The following is a 21,328-nucleotide window of genomic DNA, read 5'->3' on the forward strand; positions in this document are numbered from 1 at the left end:
AACGGCGCTCGAAACGGAAAGCCGCCGTGCATTGCGCGCGAACCGATGCGTCATATCGCGGGCGTCAGTCGCCGAGTTTGCGAAGTTTGGTGAGTGTGAACTGATCGGGTTTCAGGCCGACGTTGATCTTGGCCGAGTGCCAGCCGAACGCCGTGGCATGTTCGGACTGCAAGTCCACAACGAGCGACGTTCCGATGGCGGCCGGCTGCGTGGCGGGATTCTCCGACTTGTTCCACGCGTTGATCAGCACCTTCCAGAGCTGGCCCTTTTTGTCGTACGCATCCTTCACCGCGATGAACGAGGACTCCGCGTCCACATAAAACACCATGCGGCTGTACGGATAATCCTTGAACTTGGCGGTTGCCTCGACGACGTACACCGGACGCGGCTCCCATTTGGAATTGAAATTCCAGTGCGGCGCCGTATCGAAATCGTAAACGCTCCTGGCGGCGTCCTTGCCCCAGGGGATCTCGGAGTTCATCGGAAGCAGCATCGTTTTCTTCTCGACGATCTTCCAGTTCATCCACTCGGGATAACCGAGATATCCGCGCACGTCCTCGTAGAGCAGATCCGTGTTGTTCCAGGCGTCGCCGCGCGTGCCGAACGCGAATCGCGTCGATTTTTTCTGCGCGGGGATATAAATGAAGCCCTGCTGATCCTGCGGCTCGATCATGCGGTAGTACAGCGCCGCGAAGCCCTTCTTGTCCTGCGGGTACTGCGTGATCGTCACGGAGTAATACTGCTTTCCATCCTTGGCGGCTTCGTCGAACGCGGGGATCGGCGCGATGTCCGTGCGGTTCACGGCGCGGTTGATATACATCCACCGCCAGATCTCCGATCGCTCGACGCCGGATTTCGCGTCGATCCAGAAAACGGAGAAATAGTTGTCGGCGTCGTCGCCCTGATAGGAGTAGGTGTAGTTCCAGGCGACCTCGAGCCCGTTTTGCGGCTTCGGGAACGGCAAGCCCGCCGTGTAGCCGGTGAGCCCGAGCTTTCGCGGATTGCCGCCGTTGTCGACGATTTTGGCCTGGCCGCGGTATTTGTTGGTGGCCTCGATATAGGTATTCGCGGGGGCGATCGGCTCGTAGTCCTTCACGGTGAACTTGTAGCCGTATTTGGTCATGAGAACCTTGACGCCCTCCGGAATCATCGCCGACCACTCGCCCATGTTGGCGGAATTGACGACCGTTCCGGCCTTGGGCGCGTTGGACAGGTCCGGCGCGAAACCGACCTCCTTGCCCCAGTTCTCCCGCGTCAGTTTCGACTGCCCGGTCGCGATGGCCGCCAGGGCAAAGAGCGCCACCGTCAGCGTGGCGACAAGGATGATCGTGCGTCGTTTCATGACAATTACCCCCGTACAAGCCGGCGTCATCCGGCGAAAACGAATCAGAACTGGAGCTGAACCTTGCCGTACACCTCGTCGCGATCGCGGAAGAAGCCGAGATCGTAATACGGATCGGCTCCGAAGATGTAGTTGTATCCCACTTCCACGCGCCAGTAGTCGCCGATCGCCCATTTTGTGTACGTGCTGATAAAACCGGAGCCCTTTTCAAAGGCTTCCCAGTCGAACAGGTCGCCCGTGCCCTCGATCTCCGTGCCCGGATCGTTGATGACGACGCCGGTTTTTGTGGGCTGCGTGATGCTGTCGCTGTCCGTGGGCGGATTGTAGCGCGGGAGGAACACGGCGACGACGCCGGGCGTCAGCAGGCCGTGGAAATACGTCGTGAACGCCGCAAAGACGAGCGTCGTGCGGATCGGCGGCGCGATCGTCGTGTCGTAACCCGGCGCGTACACGATGTACTGGTTCTCGTTTCGAACGGTCGAGCCGTCGGACCGCGTGTTGAGAACGTAGGGATTGCCGAGCTTGTATTCGCCGTCCTCGATGTCCTCCGGATTGAAATAAAAATTCTGCATCACGCGCAGGACGGTGATCGTGGACGACGTTTTGTTGAGGAAGCGCCACTGATTGGCGCGAAAGAGCTCGAGCGCGTAGTTCAACTCGTGTCGCTTTTCGCTGTGCAGGTCGGCGATCAACGGTGACGTCCCCGGTGTCGCGGAGGGGTCAACCACCTCCCAGGTCGTGCCCTCGCGCTCGTCCGGCGAGAAACCCGCCGACAGGTACGAGTTCACCGGGTACTCAACGTCCGGCGAAAAGGCGGCCTCGAGCTTGACCACGGCGCCGATCGGCGACTCGAACGCGTAGTCCAGCGAGAGGCCGTAGGTGTCCTGGCGCGGGATGCGCAGATAGACCTGCGCGCGCGAAAAGCCGTCGGCGTCCGGCGTGCCGCTTTTGATGACGTGGTCCGGAATCGGCGGCGAGAGCTGATGGCCGCGATAATAAACGAACGTATAGGTCATGTTGCCGAGGATGCCCTTCCAGCGCGCGCCGTAGCGGGCCTCGGACAGGTCGTTGCGCGGGTACACGATGATCTTGTCGTCGATGCGCAGGTCGGAGACGTAGAGGTTTTGCGAGGCCAGCGGCACGCCCCACGCGCCGTAAAACGTGGCCGGCGTGTTGATCGTATCCTCCGGCTCGTCGACGAGCGGCACGTAAACAAGTTCGAGAGATCCGTCGAGTTCGGGCACGTCGATGAGGAGTTTGACGAGATACAGCGGGATTCGCGTGTCCTCGTAGCTCTCGAACGGCGGCAGATGCCAGCTTCCGTCGACCGGATTGATGACGTCGAGCGACCGGACGTTTCCCATCTCACCCCAACTCACCTGCTGGCGGCCGGCGCGGATGTTGAAGCGTTCGCCCATGTCGGCGTCGACGAAGATCTCGCGCAGTTCGTCCTCGGTGTAGAACTCGTCGTGCACCCGCGAGATTTTTTCTTCCTGCACGTCGCCGTCGCGGTTGTATTTGGTGTCCGCGACCATGTCGGGCACCTGCGCGAAACGGTCCGCGCGCAGAGCGCCGGAACGCACGGCGCGAAACACCGCGTGGACGCGGACCATTTCCGCTGGACGCCAATCGGCCTCGAGCAGAAGCGTGTGCCGCGCGGCGGAAAGCTGGCCGGCAAAATCGCCGTGGTCCTTCGGGAATCCGCGCGAGTCGTTTTCGGTGTGGTAGGCCGTGTTGGTGAACAGGCCGTAGTGCGCCATGAAATAGCCGTTGAGCGAAAACGTGTCGTCCTGGGCCATGGCGCTCGTCGCGGCGGCAAGAACCGACAGGAGCGAAAGACCGAACGCCACACCCGCGATGCCCCGACGCATCAAACACCTCCATCCGAATAGCGGCGCCCGAAAGCCGCCCATCACGAAACGCTGGAGAAATCGAGCGAAAGACTAACCAAATCCGAAAATAAAAGAAAACCCGGCGCGGGATCCGGGACAAGAAAAAAGCGGCGGGATTTCTCCCGCCGCCTTTGTCGTCACGAGATCAGTTCGTGCAGAAGCCGGCGGTCGGATTTTCCGTCCAGCCGTCATCCTCGCGATATTCGACGCGCGTGATCGCGACCGAGTCCGCGAACAGGGCTGGGATCGTCGCGGTTTCCTGTTCGCCGTCGATATCGGCCGTGATCGTGTAGGCGCCCGGATCGGCGTTGACGCCGACAAAGAAGCTCATCGGGTCGCCTTCGCCGTCGAGCGCGGGGTTCGTGCCCTTGCCGTTTTCGTCGCCGACGCCGTTGCCGTCCGTGTCGCGCTCATCGGTCGGCAGCACGCCAAGGACGCTCTCCTTGAAGTAGTGCACTTCGGACACGGCCGGGCTGAACGTCACCTCGGCGCAACCGACCGGCTCGGTGTCTCCGGTTTCCGGAATGTAATAGACCGCGCCGGAGGCAAAACCCTTCGACGGATCGGGCGTGATGCCGAGAAGGCCGGACACAAGCGTCACGACCGTGTTCGACACGCCGAGGAACGTATTGTCCGCGACGCCCGTCTGGAAGTGGTACTGATAGGTGTCCTTGTAGCCGTTCAGCGAAACCTTGATCGCCACGGCGCCCTTGGACTGCGGGATGCCCTCGAGAAGGACATAACCGTCGGAACCGGCCGTCGCGGAGATCGCCGGGTCGAAGGAAAGGCCGGTCGTGTCATCGACGGCCTCGACGGTCGCGCCGGCCAGCGGCGTGCCTTCCTTGAAGTCGGTCGCGAATCCGCTGATGGCGTCGGCGGCGATGTCGTCATCGCCCGTGTCGTCATCGGCGTCGTCATCGTCCGCGTCATCGTCGTCCGCGTCGTCGTCATCCGCGTCGTCATCATCCGCGTCGTCATCGTCCGCGTCGTCGTCGTCCGCGTCGTCGTCGCCCGCATCGTCGTCGGCCGCGTCGTCGTCGTCATCGTCGTCGTCATCGCCGCAGCTGCACGCCGGGGCGAGCGCACCCGCGGCAACCAGCGCAAGCGCCAGCATCACCATCCACAAAACTCGGGGAAGTTTCTGATTCATTACGAGATCCTCCTGATTCCTTTCTTGATCGTCGCGCATGGCGCGAACATGTCACTTGGAATAAACGGCCGCGCCTCGGGGCGCGGCCGGCAAACACGGGTTATTGCGTGCACCAGGGGCGCGTCGGATTGCTGTCGTAGTCGTCGCGAGAGTAATAGACGTTCGCGATCGACGCGGTGTTCGGGTAGAGCCGCGGCATCAAGCCCGTCTCCTCGACGGAATTTTCCACGGTGCCCGTTCCTTCGTCGTCGTAAACGCGGCCGGTCAGCGTGATGTTCGAGTCGATCTCCTTGTTCAGGCTGACGTAATAGCTGATCGCCTGCCCCTTGCCGTCGTAACCGGGATTGGTTCCCTGGCCGTTCGCGGGCGTATCGCCGGTGACGTTGCGCGCCGCCGTCGGCAACGCGTCGGGGCCAAAGTAAAAGACGTTTTGTCCGTCGTCCGGATCGAAGCTTACCTCGGCGCAACCGATCGCGTCTTCGTCGATCGGGTCGCCGTAATAGACGCCGCCCGCCATGACCGCCTTGGTCAGGTCGAGTTCGATTCCGAGCGAAAGCGCCACGAGCTCGCGCGTCGCGTTGGCGATCAACAGGAACTCCTCGTTCGCGAGGCCCACGTCGAAGTGGAACTGCACGGTGTCGGTCGCACCTTCCTTGGAAACGCGGATACCGACCTGGTCGTGACCCTCGGGAATATCGAACGACACCTTGGCGTCACCCGACGGCGAGGTCGCCTCGATGGGCGGATCGAAGGGCTCGCCCGTCTCGTCGTTTAAAACCTCGACCAGCGCGCCGGCCACCGGCTGCTTGGTCTGGAAATCGTGTACAAAACCGGAAAGCGTCCCCGGCTCGCCGGTGCCGACGTCGTCATCGTCATCGTCATCGTCGTCGCCGCCGTCGTCATCGTCGTCATCGTCGTCCCCGCAGGCGACAAGCAATGCGGACATCGTGAAAAGCGCCGCGATCATCGCGACAAGGCTCAACCACCAGAGCTTTTTCATCGTATCAATTCCTTTCCGTCACCCGGATTTTTTTGTACCCCTGATCGCATACACAAACACCAAGGCGTCCCCTTCCGGGCACGCACCCGCAGCGTTTGAGATTCGTCTTCGTATCAGGAGTTCCGCGGAAATGTCAAGGGATTTCGGCGCGGCACCCCCCGGCGCGGGAGGGCTAACTGGCGTTTTTCTTGAATGTTTTCGCTAATTCGACGCGCGCGGGCCGCGGGGATCACGCCACCTGCGCAATGCCCGGGATTTCGTGCAGAAATCGGCGCAGGTCGCCCATCGCGGCATCCGGCGCGGCGGGCGCGTAGATTCCGAAGTGCATCGTCATCACCCCCGGGCGGATGCGCCACGGCCAGATCGCGGCAAACAGGCGCGACCCCGAAACCAGATCGCGCGCGTACACCGTCTGCTCGGCCATCGCCCCGCCGAGCATGCGAATCAGCGGATCCTCCGCCAGCCTAAACGTCAACGAGACGCCGGCGGGCTTGAGAGGCGGGCCAAAAAATCCGGTCAGCAGATCGATGTCGTGGTTCTCGATGCCGTCGAAGATCTCGATCTCCACCGCGGAACGGCAGGCGTCGATCTCCCGGACCTCGAAGCCGCGCTGCGACGAAAAATATTCGACGAGCCGGACAAATTCGGGTAACGCGTCGCGAACGTCCCGCGAAAAGTGCCCGAGCCGGGTTTCCACCTGTTTTTTGATCGAAAACGCCGCCGAATCGACGACATGAAGCGCGCGATACGTTGACGCGTAACTTTCCATGTATTCCCCCTTCTCTTCCCTGAATTCTCTTACTTCTCATCGGAAACCTTGGAGAACCCCTTAACCAAAACTCGTGCACGCCGGGAAACGGCTCGCGGCATTTTCCACCGCCTTTGAACTCCGGCAGGGCGTCTCCCGCGACCCGGCGCGCCCGGATACCATATGCTGTAGGGCTTTTTCAGTTGACAACAACCGGTGGGAAAGGTAGTAATCAGCGCGACCTTTTTTTCCAAATAATCGAAGGATTACGAAACGGTAGCTAAAGTGACGTTTCAAGAATTGATCCTGACGCTCCAGGCATTCTGGGCCAGACAGGGGTGCGTCATTGTGCAGCCGTACGACCTGGAAGTCGGCGCCGGCACGTTCAATCCCAGCACTTTTCTGCGCGCCCTTGGCCCGGAGCCGTGGAATTGCGCCTATGTGGAGCCGTCCCGCCGCCCGACCGACGGGCGCTACGGCGAAAATCCGAACCGCCTTCAGCACTACTATCAGTTCCAGGTCATCATGAAGCCGAGCCCGAAGAACATTCAGGAGCTTTATCTGGCGAGTCTCGCGCGGCTTGGAATCGACCCGCTCGCGCACGACATCCGGTTTGTCGAGGACGACTGGGAGTCGCCCACGCTCGGCGCGTGGGGCCTCGGCTGGGAGGTCTGGCTGGACGGCATGGAGATCACGCAGTTCACCTACTTCCAGCAGTGCGGCGGCATCGACCTGGATCCGGTGTCCGTCGAGATTACCTACGGCGTCGAGCGGATCGCCATGTACCTGCAAGGCGTCAACAACGTCTATGACCTCGCCTGGACGGGCGGCGTGACCTACGGCGACGTGTACCACCGCAACGAGGTCGAATTCTCGACGTACAATTTCGAGATCGCGGACGTTTCCATGCTGCGCGAATTGTTCGGCATGTTCGAGGCCGAGTGCGGCCGCGTGTCCGGTGCCGGGCTGCCGCTTCCCGCGTACGATTACTGCCTCAAGTGCTCGCACGTGTTCAATCTGCTCGATGCGCGCGGGGCGATCAGCGTGACCGAGCGCGTTTCGTATATCGGCCGCGTGCGCGCGCTCGCGAAAATGTGCGCCGAGGGCTATCTCGAGTCGCGCCGCCGGATGGGTTTCCCGCTCGTCAAAAACGTAGAGGCCGGCCGTGCCGTCTGACCTCTTCCTCGAAATCGGCACGGAGGAAATCCCGGCCCGCTTCCTGCCGCCCGCGATGGACGACATCGCGCGCATCCTTGCCGCGCGCCTTTCCGAAGCGCGCCTCGATCACGGCGAGGTGCGCGCCACCGCGACGCCAAGGCGCCTTGCGGTCGTCGTGCGCGAGGTTGCGGGAAAGCAGCGTAACGAGAAGGTCGAGCGCCTCGGTCCGCCGTGGGCGAACGCGTTCGACGCGGGCGGCAACCCCACGCCGGCCGCCGCCGGATTCGCCAAGGGCCAGGGCATCGATCCAAAAAAGCTCATCCGCATCGACACCGACAAAGGCCCGCGCGCGGGCGTGCGCCGCGTGGAAAAAGGCCAGGCGGCCAAAAAGGTGTTGCCCGAACTTCTGACCGGCGTGCTCGGCCAGCTTCCATGGCCCAAGTCGATGCGCTGGGGATTCGAGCCGACGCGCTTCGTGCGCCCGATTCACTGGATCGTCGCGTTGTACGGGACGTCGGTCGTGCCGTTTACGTTCGCGGGCATGACGGCCGGCAAAAAGACGCAGGGTCATCGCTTTCACGCACCCAAGCCATTTGCGGTGAAGGACTTCGACGACTGGCTCGCAAGGTTGCGCGACGCGCACGTCGTCGCGGATTTCGACGAACGCCGCGAGGCGATCGAACGCCGCCTGCGGGAGATCGCCATCGACCGCGGCGGGCGGCTCGTCCCGGCCGACGACCTGTTGACGCACGTCGCGGGCCTTGTCGAATACCCGGTGCTGAACGTCGGCGCGATCCCCGCGGTGTACATGGACCTGCCGCGCGACGTTCTGATCACGCCGATGCGCGCGCATCAGAAATATTTCTGTTTCGAAAATCATGAGGGCGATCTGCTGCCGAATTTCGTCGCGGTCGGCAACACCGACGTGAAGGACGCAGCCGTCGTGCGCGCGGGGTACGAACGCGTGTTGAACGCCAGACTCGCGGACGCGCGGTTCTTTTTCGAGGAAGACCTGAAAACGCCGCTCGCGTCGTTCGCCGATCGCCTGTCAGGCATCACGTTTCATCAGAAGATCGGCGACTACAAGGCCAAGGTGCTGCGCGCGCAGGCGCTCGCGGAATGGCTGGCGGAGCGCGTCGAGCCGGAATTTGCCGACAAGGCGCGGCGTGCGATGTGGTTGGCGAAGGCCGACCTGTTGACGCAGATGGTCGGCGAGTTCCCGGAATTGCAGGGGACGATGGGGCGCGAATACGCCCTGCGTCAGGGCGAGGACAAAGACGTGGCCGCCGCGATTTTCGAGCACTACCAGCCGCGAAACGCCGCGGATACCCTGCCCGCGTCGCCGCTTGGCGCGATTTGCGCCGTGGCCGACAAGATGGAAACGCTCGCCTCGTGCCTTGGCGCGGGGCTGGCCCCCACCGGCGCGGGCGATCCCTACGGGTTGCGCCGTCAGGCGCTCGGTGTCGCGCAGATCCTGCTCGAACGCGGGTGGGATCTTGATGTCGGCGAAATTTGCGCGGAAGCCACGCGCGACCGGGGGCGAGAGACGCTTGCCGGCGAGGTGTTCGATTTCCTGCGGGGGCGCGTCGTCTATTTGCTTGGCCAGCGGGATGTAGCGACGGAGATCGCGGAGGCCGCGCTGGCGGCGCGTTTTTCGAGCGTCGCCGACGCCGCGCGCCGGGCCCAGGCGATCGCGTGGTTCGCGAAATCCTCCGAATACGAGGCTTTCGCCACGGCGTTCAAGCGCGTGGCGAACATCGCGCCCAGGCAGGCGCCCGGGCCGGTCGATCCGGCCGTTTTTGAGGACGAAGCCGAACAGGAATTGTGGGGGGCGTTTCAGTCCGTGCGCGAGAGCGTCGATAAGGCGATCGAGACGGCGGACTTTCCGGCGGCGCTCGTTCAGATCGCCCGGATACGCCCGCAGGTGGATCGGTTCTTCGACAAGGTCCTGGTGATGCACAAGGACGAACGGCTGAAAACGAACCGGCTGTCGATGCTGGCGTCGATCAGCCGGATGTTTGCGGAAATCGCGGATTTTCGTCGCCTCTGACCCGACAGGGGGCCGGGGTGACGCGGCGCGGCGTGGTTTACAGGCCCGGTGAGGGCGCGTTAATGTTTCGCCGCCCATAAGAAAGGAAACGGTCCGGCGTGGAATCGCACTACTGCATCGTGTCCATCGCGATCGCCGTCGTGGTGACGATCGTCGTGATCTCGCTGCTCATCCTTGTCCGCGACATCGCACGATTCGCCAACAAGAGGATCCGGGGCGAGTCGCGCACGAGCCGGTTGCCCGAGGCGGGACGCCCGGCGGAACGTGAGGAGGAGTCCCGATGAATCAGGAAGCGGTCGTGGAGCGCTCCACCGAGTATCGAGACAGCGTCGTCCTTTGCGCTCTCGGCCTCGTGTTCGGCGCCGCCTTCACCATGTATTTCAAGGTCCGCGGCCTGGACGCGTTCACGTTCATCATCTGCATGCCGATCGCGTTCCTGTCGATCGCGCGCGGGCTGAAATACGGCGCGCTGACCTCGATCGTCGGGGCGGCGCTCTACGGCTCGTTCGTCCTGTTCAACATCATCCAGGGCGCGGCGGCGGCGGGATTCATCCGCGAGAGCATCGTCAACATCGCGATCATCGTGTCCGTCGGCTTCATCCTCGGCACGATCTCCGAGACGATGCGCTTCCGCGACGCGAACGTCTTTCAAAACATCACGACCGTGGAAACCTTCGTTCCCGACGAGGACACGGGCCTTTACAACTTCAAGAGCTTCCGCTGGATGCTCGCCGGCGAAATGCGCCGCGTGCGCCGCTACAACACGCCGCTGTCGCTCGTGTTCCTGCGCGTGGAAAACCTCGACGAGTTCCAGGCGCGTTACGACTACACCGAAGAAGTCAATCTGTTCCGCGAACTGGGGCGCTTTTTCCGCGGCCTGATCCGCGACGCGGACTACATCGGCAAATATTCCGACAACGAGATCGGCATCATCCTGTCCGAAACGAATGCGAACGGCGTCAACATCGTGTTGCACCGCGTGGGGGAGAACCGCGACCGCGTCGTCGGGCACATCGGCGAATCCTGGGACAAGGTTTCGCTTCGGATGTCGGTGGCGTCGGCCAATTACCCCAAGGACGCGAGTAATCTCGAGGAACTCGTGGACGTTCTCGACGCACGGTACCGGACGTTCTGACCCATGGACGGAGCCTGACCCCTCATGCGCGGCGTGGTGATTCCGCTGGTGCTCCTCGCCCTGATCCTCGGCGTGCTTTACGCCGCATGGATGCAGTTCGGCCGCCACACCACGGGCGTTGGACCCGGCGGCGAACGCGTGCTCATCGTGTACGACGTGCCGTCGGGCCCCGACGACGCGCCGGCGGAGACCGTCAGCGCCCGGTCACTGGCGCAGCTCCTTTGCCATTTCGATGTCGCGATCACACTCGTCTCGACGAAGGACTACGAAAAGGGCATGGCAAACGACGCGAGCTACGTTCTCTACGTCGGAACGAAAACGGGCCAGCCCCTGCCGAGCGATTTCATCGACGACGTGTTCGGCGCGACCGTTCCCGTGATGTGGATCGGCGCCAACCTCGAGCGCCTCGAGGCGCGTCACAGCATGGAAAACTTCGGCTACAAGCTGGCCGACACCGAGGACCGCTTTCTCACAAACGATGTCGAATACAAGAATCATCGCTTCGCGAAGATCGACCTTTCGACGTTCTCCGTCCGCGTGACGCGCCCCTCGACCGTGCGTGTCCTCGCCAAGGCGCGTTATGTCGACAATCCGCTCAAGCCCGCGCAAGCGGGATTCGAGCCCACGCCGGGCACTCCCGGCGAGGCCGGCTCGGGCGGATACGGCGGCATGGCGCCGGGCGCAAGCGATGTCGCGCCGACCCCGACCGCGACCCCCGATCCCGAACCCGACCTGATGGCCGCCGCGTCCACGCTGGCGCCCGTCGGGACACCGGCCGGCCTGCCGCCCGGCGCGCCTGCGCCGCCGAAGATCGAGGTGCCGTGGATCCTGCAGGGGAACAATCTGTGGTACGTCGCCAGCGATCCGCTGGCCTTCACCGTCGAGGGCGGCGCGTACGTGGCGTTCGCCGACGTGCTCTACGATTTCCTCGGCCAGCCGGCCGCGGGCGAACATCCCGCCTTCGTGCGCCTGGAAGACATTCACGCCAAGCGCGACGCGGCGACACTGCGCAAGGCGGCGGACCTGCTCTATGAGCGCGGCGTGCCGTTTACGTTCACGATGACGCCCGTCTACAAGAACCCGGCGACCGACGAAACGATTTTCCTGACCGAAGCGCCTCAATTCATCGAGACGATCCGCTATCTCATCGCCAGGGGCGGCGCCCCGATCCTCCACGGGTACACGCACCAGTTCAGCGGCGAGACGGCCGTCGATTTTGAGTTCTGGAATCCGTATTCCGGCGAGCCGATCGAAAGCGCGGACGAAACCTACGCCTCCGAGCGCGTCGAAAAGGCGCTCAACGAATGCTTCCTCGCGCGCATCTTTCCGCTGGCCTGGACGACGCCCCACTACGCCGCGGGGCAAACACACTACCGGGCGTTCGCCAACTACTTCACCACGGTGGTCGAGCGCCGCATGCCGGTGGAGCTTTTCGGTTCCGACCAGTTTTTCCCTTACCTCATCAAGCGCGACATGCACGGCCAGATCGTGATCCCCGAGACGCTTGGCTACGTGAATCCCGCCGCCGGGCGCGCGCCGGCGGATCTGTTGCGCGACGCCGACGCGATGAAGGTCGTGCGCGACGGTTGGGCGAGCTTTTTCTTTCACACGTTCCTCGACCTTGACCTGCTGGCCGAGATGGTCGACGGCCTGCGCGATCGCGGATTCAAATTCGTATCGCTCACCGAATTCAACAACAAGGTCACCACCGCCTCGCGCGTCGTCGCCTCCGGCGTCACGGAAGTGCGCCTGACGCTCGACGCGCAGTACAAGCACGAAATGACGCTCGCGGCGGACGGCGAGATGGTCGAGGAAAATTATTCGGTCGGAACGATTACTGGCGACGTCGAAAAATACGTGTCGCTTCGTCCCGGGCAGATTCAGGTGGTCGAGGGGGTTTATCGCCGGCCCGCCTTTTCGCTCGCGAACCTCGGCATGTTCCGCCCGACGCTCTCGGGCGTGACGAGTCCCGTCGCGCTCGCGCTTCTTTTCATCGGACTGATGACGCTTGTCGTCTTCCTCGCGATCTGGGTTTTTCTCGTCACGCGCAAGACCATGCAGGACGTGCGCGGGTCGGTGACCGGCCCCACGCGGGAGGGGTTCTAGATGCCGTATTCGAATGTCTACATCGACCTGGCCTTTCTCTCGGCCGCGATCGGCATCTGGCTGTTCCTGCTTTTCAACGTCGTGCTGACGTTTTACGCCTTCCTGAACGGCCTTTCCGCGGAAAAGGAACGCAAGCGGATCAAGGACGAGCCTTTCCCGTTCCCGTTCGTGTCGATCCTCATCCCGGCGCATAACGAAGAGGTCGTCATCGACCGCACGGTGCAGGCGATGCTCGCGCTCAACTATCCGCGCGAGCGCCTGGAGATCATTGTCGTCAACGACGGAAGCTCCGACGCGACCGGCGAGATCGTGCAACGGCTGGCCGCGCGCCATCGCATCATCAAATACGTGGAAATCCCGCCGGGCGAAGGCGGCAAGGGCAAAAGCCACACGCTGAACGTCGGCCTGCAACACGCGGTCGGCGATATCATCGCCGTTTACGACGCCGACAACCGCCCCGAGCCGGACGCGCTGTTCTACCTCGTCGCGAATCTCGTCGAGGACCAGAAGCTCGCCGCGGTGCTCGGCAAGGTGCGCACGATCAATCGCGACCGCGGCTACCTGCCGCCGTTCATCAATCTGGAATTCATCGCGTTCCAGTGGCTGATGCAGGGCGGGCGCTACAAGCTGTTCAACCTCGCGACGCTGCCTGGCACGAACTACGTCATCTGGCGCAAGATTCTCGACAAGGCCGGGCGCTTCGACGAGGAGGCGATCGCCGAGGACGCCGAGCTTTCGATCCGCATCTACGAATTCGGCTACCGCATCAAGTTCATTCCCTACTCCGTCACCTGGGAGCAGGAGCCGGAGGACATGCGCACCTTCATTCGCCAGCGGACGCGCTGGGCGCAGGGGATGAAATACATCGTCCGCAAGTTCCTTCGCGTCGCGTTTCAGATGCGCAACCGGCGGATCATGTTCGACCTGTTTTACATGTTCAGCCTGTATTACGTCTTTTTCTTCGCCCTCATCCTGTCGGACATCATCGCGATCCTCGGTCTGCTCGGTGTGGTCAAGCTCGGCCTGATCGGGCCGTTCACCTTCATCTGGTTCCTGGCGGCGATGCTGTTTTTCATGCAACAGCTCATCGCGATCAGCCTCGAGGAGGAGGAGTCGTTCAAGAACATCGTCCTCTCGATGCTGATGTACGTCACGTATTGCCAGGTCTGGATCGTCGTGATCGTCCGCGCCTTCTGGATGGACATGCTCGCGGGACGAAAGAAAACGAAATGGGACAAGACCGTGCGTTACCGCATTCGCGAAAAGGAAGCGGGCTCGTGAGCCCGGCGCATCGACGTGCGTTCACGATCCCGGACACGACACGCGGCGCTTTGCGTGGCGCTGGCCCTTCTTGCCCTCGGCGGGGCCTGCGCGAGCACCGCGGGCGACACGGAAAAGGCGGAGCGGATCGCCCGCCGGTTTCTGGAGACGCGATTCATGACCGATGAGGGCGGCGTGTTCACATCCTCGACCGTGAGGCGATGGTTGTTCGTTCGCTACCACAATCTCGAGCAGATGCGCCTGTCCGGCATCCTTTCGGAGTCCGCCGGCCTGTTGATGCGCTACGCCGTGCTCGCGGGCGACCGCGCGATGTTCGATCGCCAGCTCGCGTTCGTGAAGCGCCGCCTCACCGGGCAGTTCGGCCTGTACTTCTGGAAAATCGGGCACGACGGCGAATTGACCGCCGATTCCTCGGCGAGCGTGGACGATCTGCGCATCATCGGCGCCTGCCTGGACGCGGCCGAACGATTCGGCGAACCCGCCTATCGGGCGTACGCGCTCGAAATCGCCGCCGCGCTGCGCGAGCACGAGGTGATCGACGATCACCTGCGCGATTTCGTGAACTGGCGCGACTGGGGCGAGCCCTCCGTCGCGCGTTCGGTGCAGCTTTCGTATCTCGACCTGCCGACGATCGCGCGCGTCGCGGATCTGGCTCCGGCGTTTCGCCCGGTCGCCGAGTCGGCCGCGCGCCTTCTGGCCGGCGGGCGCCTGGCGACGGGGCTGTATTACGAGCAATACGACTTCGCGCGCGCCCGGTACACGGGCACGAAATCCAACACGATCAATCAGCTCTACTGCGGGCTTTTCGATCGCGGCCACGAGGCGTTCGCGGACTTCCTCGCGGGCAAGCTCGCCGAGGACGGCGTGATCTACGCGGAGTACGACGCCGCGAGCGGCGAGGCGACGAAGTTCTACGAATCGACGAGCGTGTACGCGCTCGCGACGCGATTTTTTCTGGCCGCCGGCCGCGAGGACGAGGCCGAAACGACCCTGCGGCGGATGCTCGACTTCCAGGGGCGGGCGCCGCTTTCGCCGATGTACGGCGCGTTCGCCGATGACGAGGTTTATTCGTTCGACAACCTGGAGGCGCTGTTGACGCTGCGCGCGTGGAACGCGCGGGCGGCGAATTGAGTCGGAGGTTGGCGCGGCGTTTTCGGACGCCGCGCATGCAGGCGCAAGCCGATTTTGAGGAGTGGATCGCCATGAGGTGCAAGACGACCGGCATCCTTGTCGCGATCCTGCTGTCGCTTGGCGCGGGGCCCGTTTTCGCGGGTTCTTACGAGGACGGCCTTGCCTTTTTCGGCAAGGACCAGTTCGGCCATGCGATCGAGGCCTTTCAAAAGGCGCTCGAGCAGGATCCCGAGAATCTCGACGCCAAACGCAAGCTTGGCGAGAGCTACTACGCTCTCGGCAAGAATTCGGAGGCGGCGAAAATCTTCCGCGAGGTCCTGGAGCAGGACCCGAACGACGGCGTCACGCGCCTGCATCTGGCGCAGGTGTATCAGTGGCAGAACAACGTCGACGAAGCCGTCGCCGAATACCGGAAACTCCTCGAACGCGAGCCCGAAAACCTCACCGCCCTGCGCGAGCTCGCCGAGGTCTATTCCTGGAACGCTTCCACCTACGATCAGGCAATCGAAACCGCCCGCCGGCTCCTTGCGATCGAGCCGCAGGACAAGAAAGGGCTTCTCATCCTGGCCCGCGCGCTCTCCTGGAAAGGCGCGCACGACGAATCCGCCCAGAACTACGAAAAGCTTCTTGCGATCGATACGAACAACGACACCGCGCGCATGGAGTATGCGTACGCGCTCATGTACGCCAAGCGCTACGACTCCGCGGTCGAGCAGTTCAATCTGTTGACCCTGAAGCCCAAGCATCGCGACAAGGCGCTATCGGGCCTCGCCGAGGCTTACACTTACAGCCAGCGCTACGCCGACGCCGTGCTCACCTACCGCATGCTTATCGATCGCCACGGCGATCACCCGGCCACGTGGCGCGGTCTCGGCGACGCGCTTGCCGCGCAAAAACGCACGCGCGAGGCGATCGAGGCCTACAAGAAGGCGCTCGAGCTTGAGCCCGACAATCTGGAGACGAAATTCATCCTCGCGAACGTGTACGCTTGGGAAGAAGCCACCTACCCCGAGGCGATCAGCGCGCTGAAGGAGATCCTCGAAAAGGACGCGAATCACATCGAGGCGCGCAAGCTCCTGTCGCACATTTACACGATGTCCAATAATTTCCGCGAGGCGGAGGACCAGTTCCGCGCGATCCTCGCCGCCCAGCCCGAAAACCTGGAAGCTCGCATGGACTACGCGCGCACGCTGCGCGAGGCCGGGCGCTACGACACCGCGCTCGCGCAAGTGACCGAGGTGCTCGAGCGCGACGCGCAAAATATCGAGGCCAAACTCCTTCGAGCCGACCTTCTCGCGCTTTCGGGCGATTTCGACGCGGCCATCGAAAACTTTGATGCGATCCTGTCGGCCGAACCCAAGAACCTCGACGCGCAGATCGGCCTTGCCGGCGTTTACAACCTGCGGGCGCTCGCCGAGAAAAAGCGTGGCGAGGAACTCGAAGCCGCCATCCAGACGCAGTGGATCGGCCTGTTCGACCGCATTCGCTGGCTTTGGAGCCGCTACCAGTTGAACGTCGCCTACAACAAGGCGATCGGCACGCTCGAGCAGGCGGCGCTGGACCACCCCGGCAGTTCGCGCCCGCATGTTCGCCGCGCGGAGATCTACGCCGACCACGGCGAAACGGAGTCCGCGATCCGCGCGTACAACGACGCGATCCAGGCGGACCCGAACGACGTGACGCCGTATCTCGGCCTGTCGGTCATGTACGGAAAAATGGGCAACCACGAAAAGAGCCTGGACGCCATCCGGCGCGCCGCCGCGATCAACCCGGAAAGCATGGAGGTTCTCGGCACGCTGTCGGACGTGTACGCGTATCAGCAGGACACGGTCAAGGCGATCGAGACGCTCGAAAAGGCGCTGCAGCTTCGCTTCTCCGACCTGGACCTGCACCGCAAGCTGGCGAACGTCTACGCGCAGAACAATCGCTATTACGAAAAGGGCATCCAGGAGGCGCGCTTCATCCTCTCGCAGGATCCGGAAGACGACGAGACGCGCCTTCTGCTCGCGCGCCTTCTGACCTGGACCGACCAATACGGCCGCGCCGTCGACGAATACCGCACGCTCGTCGCCAAGCGTCCCGACGACGAGGATCTCTACGTCGAGTTGACCAAAACGCGCATCTACGCCGGCGAGGGACCACAGGTCATCACCGAGCTGAACCAGAAGCTCGACGCCGACCCGAGCCGCACGGAGCTGCGTCTGGCGCTCGCGCAGGCGTATTACATGGAACAGCAGTACGATCGCGCCGAGGCCATCTACAAGGACATCATCAAGAACGATCCCAAACACGCCAACGCACACCTGGGGCTTGGCACCGTCTATCGCCTCACGGGGCAATACGACAAGGCGAAGCTCGAATACCGCGAGGTGCTCGCGCTCAATCCCGAATCGGGCGAGGCGTATTACGGCCTTGGCGTCATCGACCGCAAGAACGGCGATTACCAGCGCGCGGTCGTGATGCAGAAAAAGGTGCTCGAAAACGACCCGACGAACATCAACGCGTTCACCGAGCTGTCCTACGACCACTACCTGCTCTCCCGACGCTACATCGCGGTGACCGGCGAATATCATCGCGCCTGGTGGCTGCTGACGAACTCGTGGGGGGATCTCTACGGCGTGTACGGCGAATATCCGGCGAACATCGAGCAGATGCGCCGCATCCTCGAGGAAGACCCCTGCAATACGCAGGTCCGCTTCCTGCTCGCGGAGGAATTCGCCGCTCACAACCGCAACAAGGAAGCGGTCATCGAATATCGCAAGGTGCTCGAGTGCGACCCGAACCACATCGGCGCCCGCCTCGCGCTCGCCGACATCTTCAGCTACGACGCGCACACCTACGGCGACGCGATTGCCGAGGCCATCGCCATCCTGCGCGTCGAGCCGGAAAACTACGACGTGCGCCTGCGCCTGGCGAGGCTCTATTCGTGGACCGGCCGATTCGGCGCCGCGTTGCAGCAATATCAATGGCTGCTCGAACGCCGGCCGAGCAACGTCGATCTGCGTTTCGAGTACGCGCAAACGCTGTCGTACGCCAAGCAATACGACGCCGCGATCCAGCAGCTCGAAGTCATCCTGCAGCAGGATCCGGCGCGCGACGAGGCGCGCATGCTGCTGGCGCGGCTGTTCTCCTATAACAACCGCATCGAGGATGCGATCCGCGAATACGAAGTCGTCCTGCAGCGCGATCCCTACAACTACGAGGCCTCGTTCGCGCTCGCCTCGCTTTACTCCTGGGATCGGCGCTACTACGGGCGCGCGATCGATCTGTATCGCAAGCTCTATACGCGCGATCCGCAAAACACCGAGGCGCGCCTGGAGATGGGGCGCCTGCTGCTGGAACGCGGCGAATTCGCCGAGGCGGAAAAAGCGTATCGCGACGCGATCGAGCTTGAGCCGGACAACGTCGATGCCCACATCGCGCTTGGCCGCGTTTACATGGGAATGAAGAAAAACGGCGAGGCCGAGGCCGAGTTCCTGACCGCGCTCGAATACGAGCCGAAGAACGTCGACGCGCACTTCTATCTGGCGAGCCTGCTTTCGATGAACCCCGACCGCTACGCGGACGCGATCGAGCACGCGGAGTTCGTCGTCGAGGCCGAACCGGACAACGAGGACGTGCGTCTGTTGTTGGCGCGGCTTTATTCCTACGAGACGCAATACGCCAAGGCCGCGGAGCAGCTGCAATACCTGGTCGAGAAGAATCCCGGCGACGCCGAGCTCAAACTCGAACTCGCGCGCGCCTACAACTACGGCGAAGATTACGATTCCGCGATCGCGGTGTATCAGGAGCTCGCCGAGGCCGATCCGGAAAACACGACCGTGCGCCTGGAACTCGGTCAGGTGTTCCTCGCGATCGGTCAATACGAGGACGCGATCGTGAACCTCGAGTTCGTCGTCGAGAACGATCCCTGGAATATCGAGGGCCGGCGCGCGCTGGCCCGGTCGTACAAAAACTCGGGCCGCACCGAGGACGCGATCGATCAGTACAAGCGCATCATGGTCGTCGATCCGAAGGATCAGGAGGCCAAGGAATTCCTCGCGCTTTACTCCATCGAATACGTCAACGGCGCGTTCCTCGACAGCTATTTCTCAAGCGGGGCCAAGGGGGTGCCCGGCGGTCCACCCCTTGCGGCCTCGCTCGAAATGAGCGAGGCGGAACAGAAGTATCGGGCGCAGCTTGCGACGGAGCTTTACAACCGCCAGCTCTACCAAAGGGCGCGGCGCGAGTTCGAAAAGCTCGTCGAGGCCGATCCGGACAACGTCTACTACCGCATCGTGCTCGGCAACATCTATCGCGCGTCCGGCATGTGGCGATCCGCCGCGACGCAATACAACATCGCCCTCGCGCTCGATCCTAACAACGCCGAAGCCAAGGAAGGTCTTCTCCTTGTGTCCTACGAAAGCGCCCCGACGCTGGACGTTTTCGCAGGCTACTCGGAGGCCATCCGCTTCAATGACCGCTTCGTGTACGCGATGGGCGGCACGGCGTTCACGTATCGCTTCTGGGACGGCTGGTCCGCGTTCGCCAAGATCCAGGCGGGCCGTTTCTTCCAGGACGGCGAAACATCCCAAAGCCACGTGTCGCCGAGCGTCGGCATCACCGCCGGGCTGTTCGGCGATCTCGCCGCGCGCGCGTCGTACACCTACACGATTTACGACAAGACCGTCCCCGCGACGCACAACTGGGAATTCGGCCTCGGCTACAACCTGCTCGACTTCGCGCTGATCGATGTCTTCTACCATCGCCGCGACATGCGGCAGACGATCCTGTCGATGCGCGAGGAGATCGACACCGACACGCTCGGCGTCGCGCTCACGCTCGTGTCCATCACCGGCGAGGACTGGGACCGCTTCCGCATCCTCGGCGAATACAACTGGCGCGAAAACAGCGAGTCCGCCGGCGAGCGCGTGGATATCGATTCGCAGACGAGCAACCTCGTTCGCGCGGGCCTCGGATACACCTTCCCGGGCGCGTTTGCCGTGCCCGACGCCTCGCTGCTCGTGTCGTACATGTTCACGTACATCGACCACGAAACGCGCGCGCCGTACGAACAGGAAGTCTACTGGTCGCCGCTCGACTTCCAGAGCCACGCGATTCCGATCGGCTGGTTCCACCAGCTCACGCCGGCGTTCGCCTACAACCTCGGCCTCGCGCCGTCGCTGAATATCGAAGAAGGCGATGAGGGCTTCGGCCAGAGCTACTTCGGCGGCTTCGACTGGCGCATCAACTACAACAACCGCCTCACCTTCGACGCGGACCTCGGCCTCGGCCAGGCGCAGGGCGATCAGTATTACTCCTATCGCCTCTTCCTGAATTACCGCTACACGTTCGGGGATTTTTCCGGGCTCGAGGAATAACCGGGCGAACGGAGCCGCGCGCTGCCGCGGCGTGTGGCGGACCGCTCGCTGCCGCTCGCGGCACGGACATCGCGTCCCGCCGTGTCCTCCGTGTCTTCTCCTTGCGCTCGGTGTACCGCCGGATGCGATTCCATTCCGCAATCAACATTCCCAATTCCCAATTCCCAATTCCTCCCTAATATGCCGGCATGCGCCGTCTGATCCCGCGTCTTGCGCGACTCGTTCCGCTCGCCATGCTCGCCGCGATCGGCCTGACGCTTTTCCTTGGACGCCAACCCGTCGGATCGCCGCTTGCGGTTGTCGCGAAGGACACCGGCATCGGCGTGCGCGGCGGCCGACTGCACCTGCGAGACGGCGCGCATTTCGCCGTCGCGCTTGATCCCGCGTGGGCACGCCCGATCGAAATTGAGCTTTCGATCAAGCCCGAGTGGGTCGGCCAGGTTTTCTTTGAGCTTACGACCGACGATGGCGCCGCGTCGCTGTTTTTGACAGCGGAATCGTTTGACCGCGAGTTTCGCGAGTCGCGCACGTTTCGTATCGCCCTTGACGACCGGGCGTTCGCGCTGCGCGACTGGGGCGGCGATACGATCCGCGAGGTACCCGCGCCCGGCGGCGCACCGCGTTCGGTCACCCTGCGTCTTGTGAGCACCGGAATCGTCGCGACACGCGTCGAGGTCCGCTCCGCGGGAAACACGGTTTTTCAGACGAACTTCGGTCCCGCACTATCCGATACCGGCGTCGTGTTCGCGCTGTTTCTCGCGGTGCTTTTCGTCCTGTATGGCATGAGCCGGATCGACGCGGCCCTCCTGTCGCGCGCGCCGTTTCTTGACCAACAAGCCGTGCGCGACACGTTCGCCTCCGGCCTCGCGCCGTTTGTCACCGGTCTTGGATTTTTCGATTCCGCGTCGCGCCCCGCAGGCATTGCGTTTCTTCTTCTCGCGACGCTGCCGTGGCGGCTCGCGCTCGCGTCCGGCC

Annotated in this window: 14 protein-coding genes; 9 read left to right on the top strand and 5 right to left on the bottom strand. The window is 63.1% G+C overall.

All coding sequences use genetic code 11. The features are described 5' to 3' along the window. Window positions 1-64 precede the first annotated feature (64 nt). From K8I61_09930 to K8I61_09950, 5 genes are all read right to left on the bottom strand, one after another. The gene (locus tag K8I61_09930) at window positions 65-1,342 is read right to left on the bottom strand and encodes a DUF1329 domain-containing protein (GenBank protein ID MBZ0272345.1); all 1,278 of its coding nucleotides are present in this window, start codon (window positions 1,340-1,342) and stop codon (window positions 65-67) included. A 44-nt stretch (window positions 1,343-1,386) separates the two neighbouring features. Further along, complete coding sequence (locus K8I61_09935; GenBank protein ID MBZ0272346.1) at window positions 1,387-3,213, bottom strand: hypothetical protein; 1,827 nt, start codon at window positions 3,211-3,213, stop codon at window positions 1,387-1,389. Window positions 3,214-3,379: 166 nt separating this feature from the next. Further along, window positions 3,380-4,384: a carboxypeptidase-like regulatory domain-containing protein gene (locus K8I61_09940; GenBank protein MBZ0272347.1), complete on the bottom strand. Its 1,005-nt coding sequence runs from the start codon at window positions 4,382-4,384 to the stop codon at window positions 3,380-3,382. Window positions 4,385-4,484: 100 nt separating this feature from the next. Further along, on the bottom strand, window positions 4,485-5,384 hold the full coding sequence (locus K8I61_09945) for a hypothetical protein (GenBank protein ID MBZ0272348.1): 900 nt from the start codon (window positions 5,382-5,384) through the stop codon (window positions 4,485-4,487). A gap of 229 nt (window positions 5,385-5,613) precedes the next feature. Then, window positions 5,614-6,153, bottom strand: a complete 540-nt coding sequence (locus tag K8I61_09950; protein ID MBZ0272349.1) for a hypothetical protein — start codon at window positions 6,151-6,153, stop codon at window positions 5,614-5,616. Between the two features lie 264 nt (window positions 6,154-6,417). Here K8I61_09950 and glyQ point away from each other — a divergent pair, with 264 nt between their 5' ends. The 9 genes from glyQ to K8I61_09995 form a co-directional block, all read left to right on the top strand. Then, a complete protein-coding gene (glyQ, locus tag K8I61_09955; protein MBZ0272350.1) occupies window positions 6,418-7,308 on the top strand; it encodes a glycine--tRNA ligase subunit alpha in 891 nt (296 codons plus the stop codon). Continuing rightward, window positions 7,298-9,340: a glycine--tRNA ligase subunit beta gene (glyS, locus tag K8I61_09960; GenBank protein MBZ0272351.1), complete on the top strand. Its 2,043-nt coding sequence runs from the start codon at window positions 7,298-7,300 to the stop codon at window positions 9,338-9,340. The genes glyQ and glyS overlap by 11 nt, the downstream gene beginning before the upstream one ends. A 98-nt stretch (window positions 9,341-9,438) precedes the next feature. Next, window positions 9,439-9,624, top strand: a complete 186-nt coding sequence (locus tag K8I61_09965) for a hypothetical protein (protein MBZ0272352.1) — start codon at window positions 9,439-9,441, stop codon at window positions 9,622-9,624. Next, on the top strand, window positions 9,621-10,475 hold the full coding sequence (locus tag K8I61_09970) for a diguanylate cyclase (protein ID MBZ0272353.1): 855 nt from the start codon (window positions 9,621-9,623) through the stop codon (window positions 10,473-10,475). The genes K8I61_09965 and K8I61_09970 overlap by 4 nt, the downstream gene beginning before the upstream one ends. 24 nt (window positions 10,476-10,499) lie before the next feature. Further along, on the top strand, window positions 10,500-12,581 hold the full coding sequence (locus tag K8I61_09975) for a polysaccharide deacetylase family protein (GenBank protein MBZ0272354.1): 2,082 nt from the start codon (window positions 10,500-10,502) through the stop codon (window positions 12,579-12,581). After that, window positions 12,582-13,862 carry a glycosyltransferase gene (locus K8I61_09980; GenBank protein MBZ0272355.1) on the top strand — a complete coding sequence of 427 codons (1,281 nt, stop codon included), beginning with the start codon at window positions 12,582-12,584 and terminating at the stop codon, window positions 13,860-13,862. 54 nt (window positions 13,863-13,916) lie between these two features. Beyond that, window positions 13,917-14,993 carry a hypothetical protein gene (locus K8I61_09985; GenBank protein MBZ0272356.1) on the top strand — a complete coding sequence of 359 codons (1,077 nt, stop codon included), beginning with the start codon at window positions 13,917-13,919 and terminating at the stop codon, window positions 14,991-14,993. 71 nt (window positions 14,994-15,064) lie between these two features. Beyond that, the gene (locus tag K8I61_09990) at window positions 15,065-20,353 is read left to right on the top strand and encodes a tetratricopeptide repeat protein (protein MBZ0272357.1); all 5,289 of its coding nucleotides are present in this window, start codon (window positions 15,065-15,067) and stop codon (window positions 20,351-20,353) included. A 188-nt stretch (window positions 20,354-20,541) separates the two neighbouring features. After that, the coding region (locus K8I61_09995) for a hypothetical protein (protein ID MBZ0272358.1) at window positions 20,542-21,328 on the top strand (787 nt) is incomplete at its 3' end.

The organism is bacterium (assembly GCA_019912885.1).
In the GTDB taxonomy this organism is placed as follows: domain Bacteria; phylum Lernaellota; class Lernaellaia; order JACKCT01; family JACKCT01; genus JAIOHV01.

Bases quoted from the DNA above. Each gene is read 5' to 3' on its own strand.
- K8I61_09930 (MBZ0272345.1), bottom strand. From the start codon at position 1,342: ATGAAACGACGCACGATCATCCTTGTCGCCACGCTGACGGTGGCGCTC.
- K8I61_09970 (MBZ0272353.1), top strand. From the start codon at position 9,621: ATGAATCAGGAAGCGGTCGTGGAGCGCTCCACCGAGTATCGAGACAGC.
- K8I61_09980 (MBZ0272355.1), top strand. From the start codon at position 12,582: ATGCCGTATTCGAATGTCTACATCGACCTGGCCTTTCTCTCGGCCGCG.
- K8I61_09940 (MBZ0272347.1), bottom strand. From the start codon at position 4,384: ATGAATCAGAAACTTCCCCGAGTTTTGTGGATGGTGATGCTGGCGCTT.
- K8I61_09975 (MBZ0272354.1), top strand. From the start codon at position 10,500: ATGCGCGGCGTGGTGATTCCGCTGGTGCTCCTCGCCCTGATCCTCGGC.
- K8I61_09935 (MBZ0272346.1), bottom strand. From the start codon at position 3,213: ATGCGTCGGGGCATCGCGGGTGTGGCGTTCGGTCTTTCGCTCCTGTCG.
- K8I61_09950 (MBZ0272349.1), bottom strand. From the start codon at position 6,153: ATGGAAAGTTACGCGTCAACGTATCGCGCGCTTCATGTCGTCGATTCG.
- K8I61_09945 (MBZ0272348.1), bottom strand. From the start codon at position 5,384: ATGAAAAAGCTCTGGTGGTTGAGCCTTGTCGCGATGATCGCGGCGCTT.
- K8I61_09990 (MBZ0272357.1), top strand. From the start codon at position 15,065: ATGAGGTGCAAGACGACCGGCATCCTTGTCGCGATCCTGCTGTCGCTT.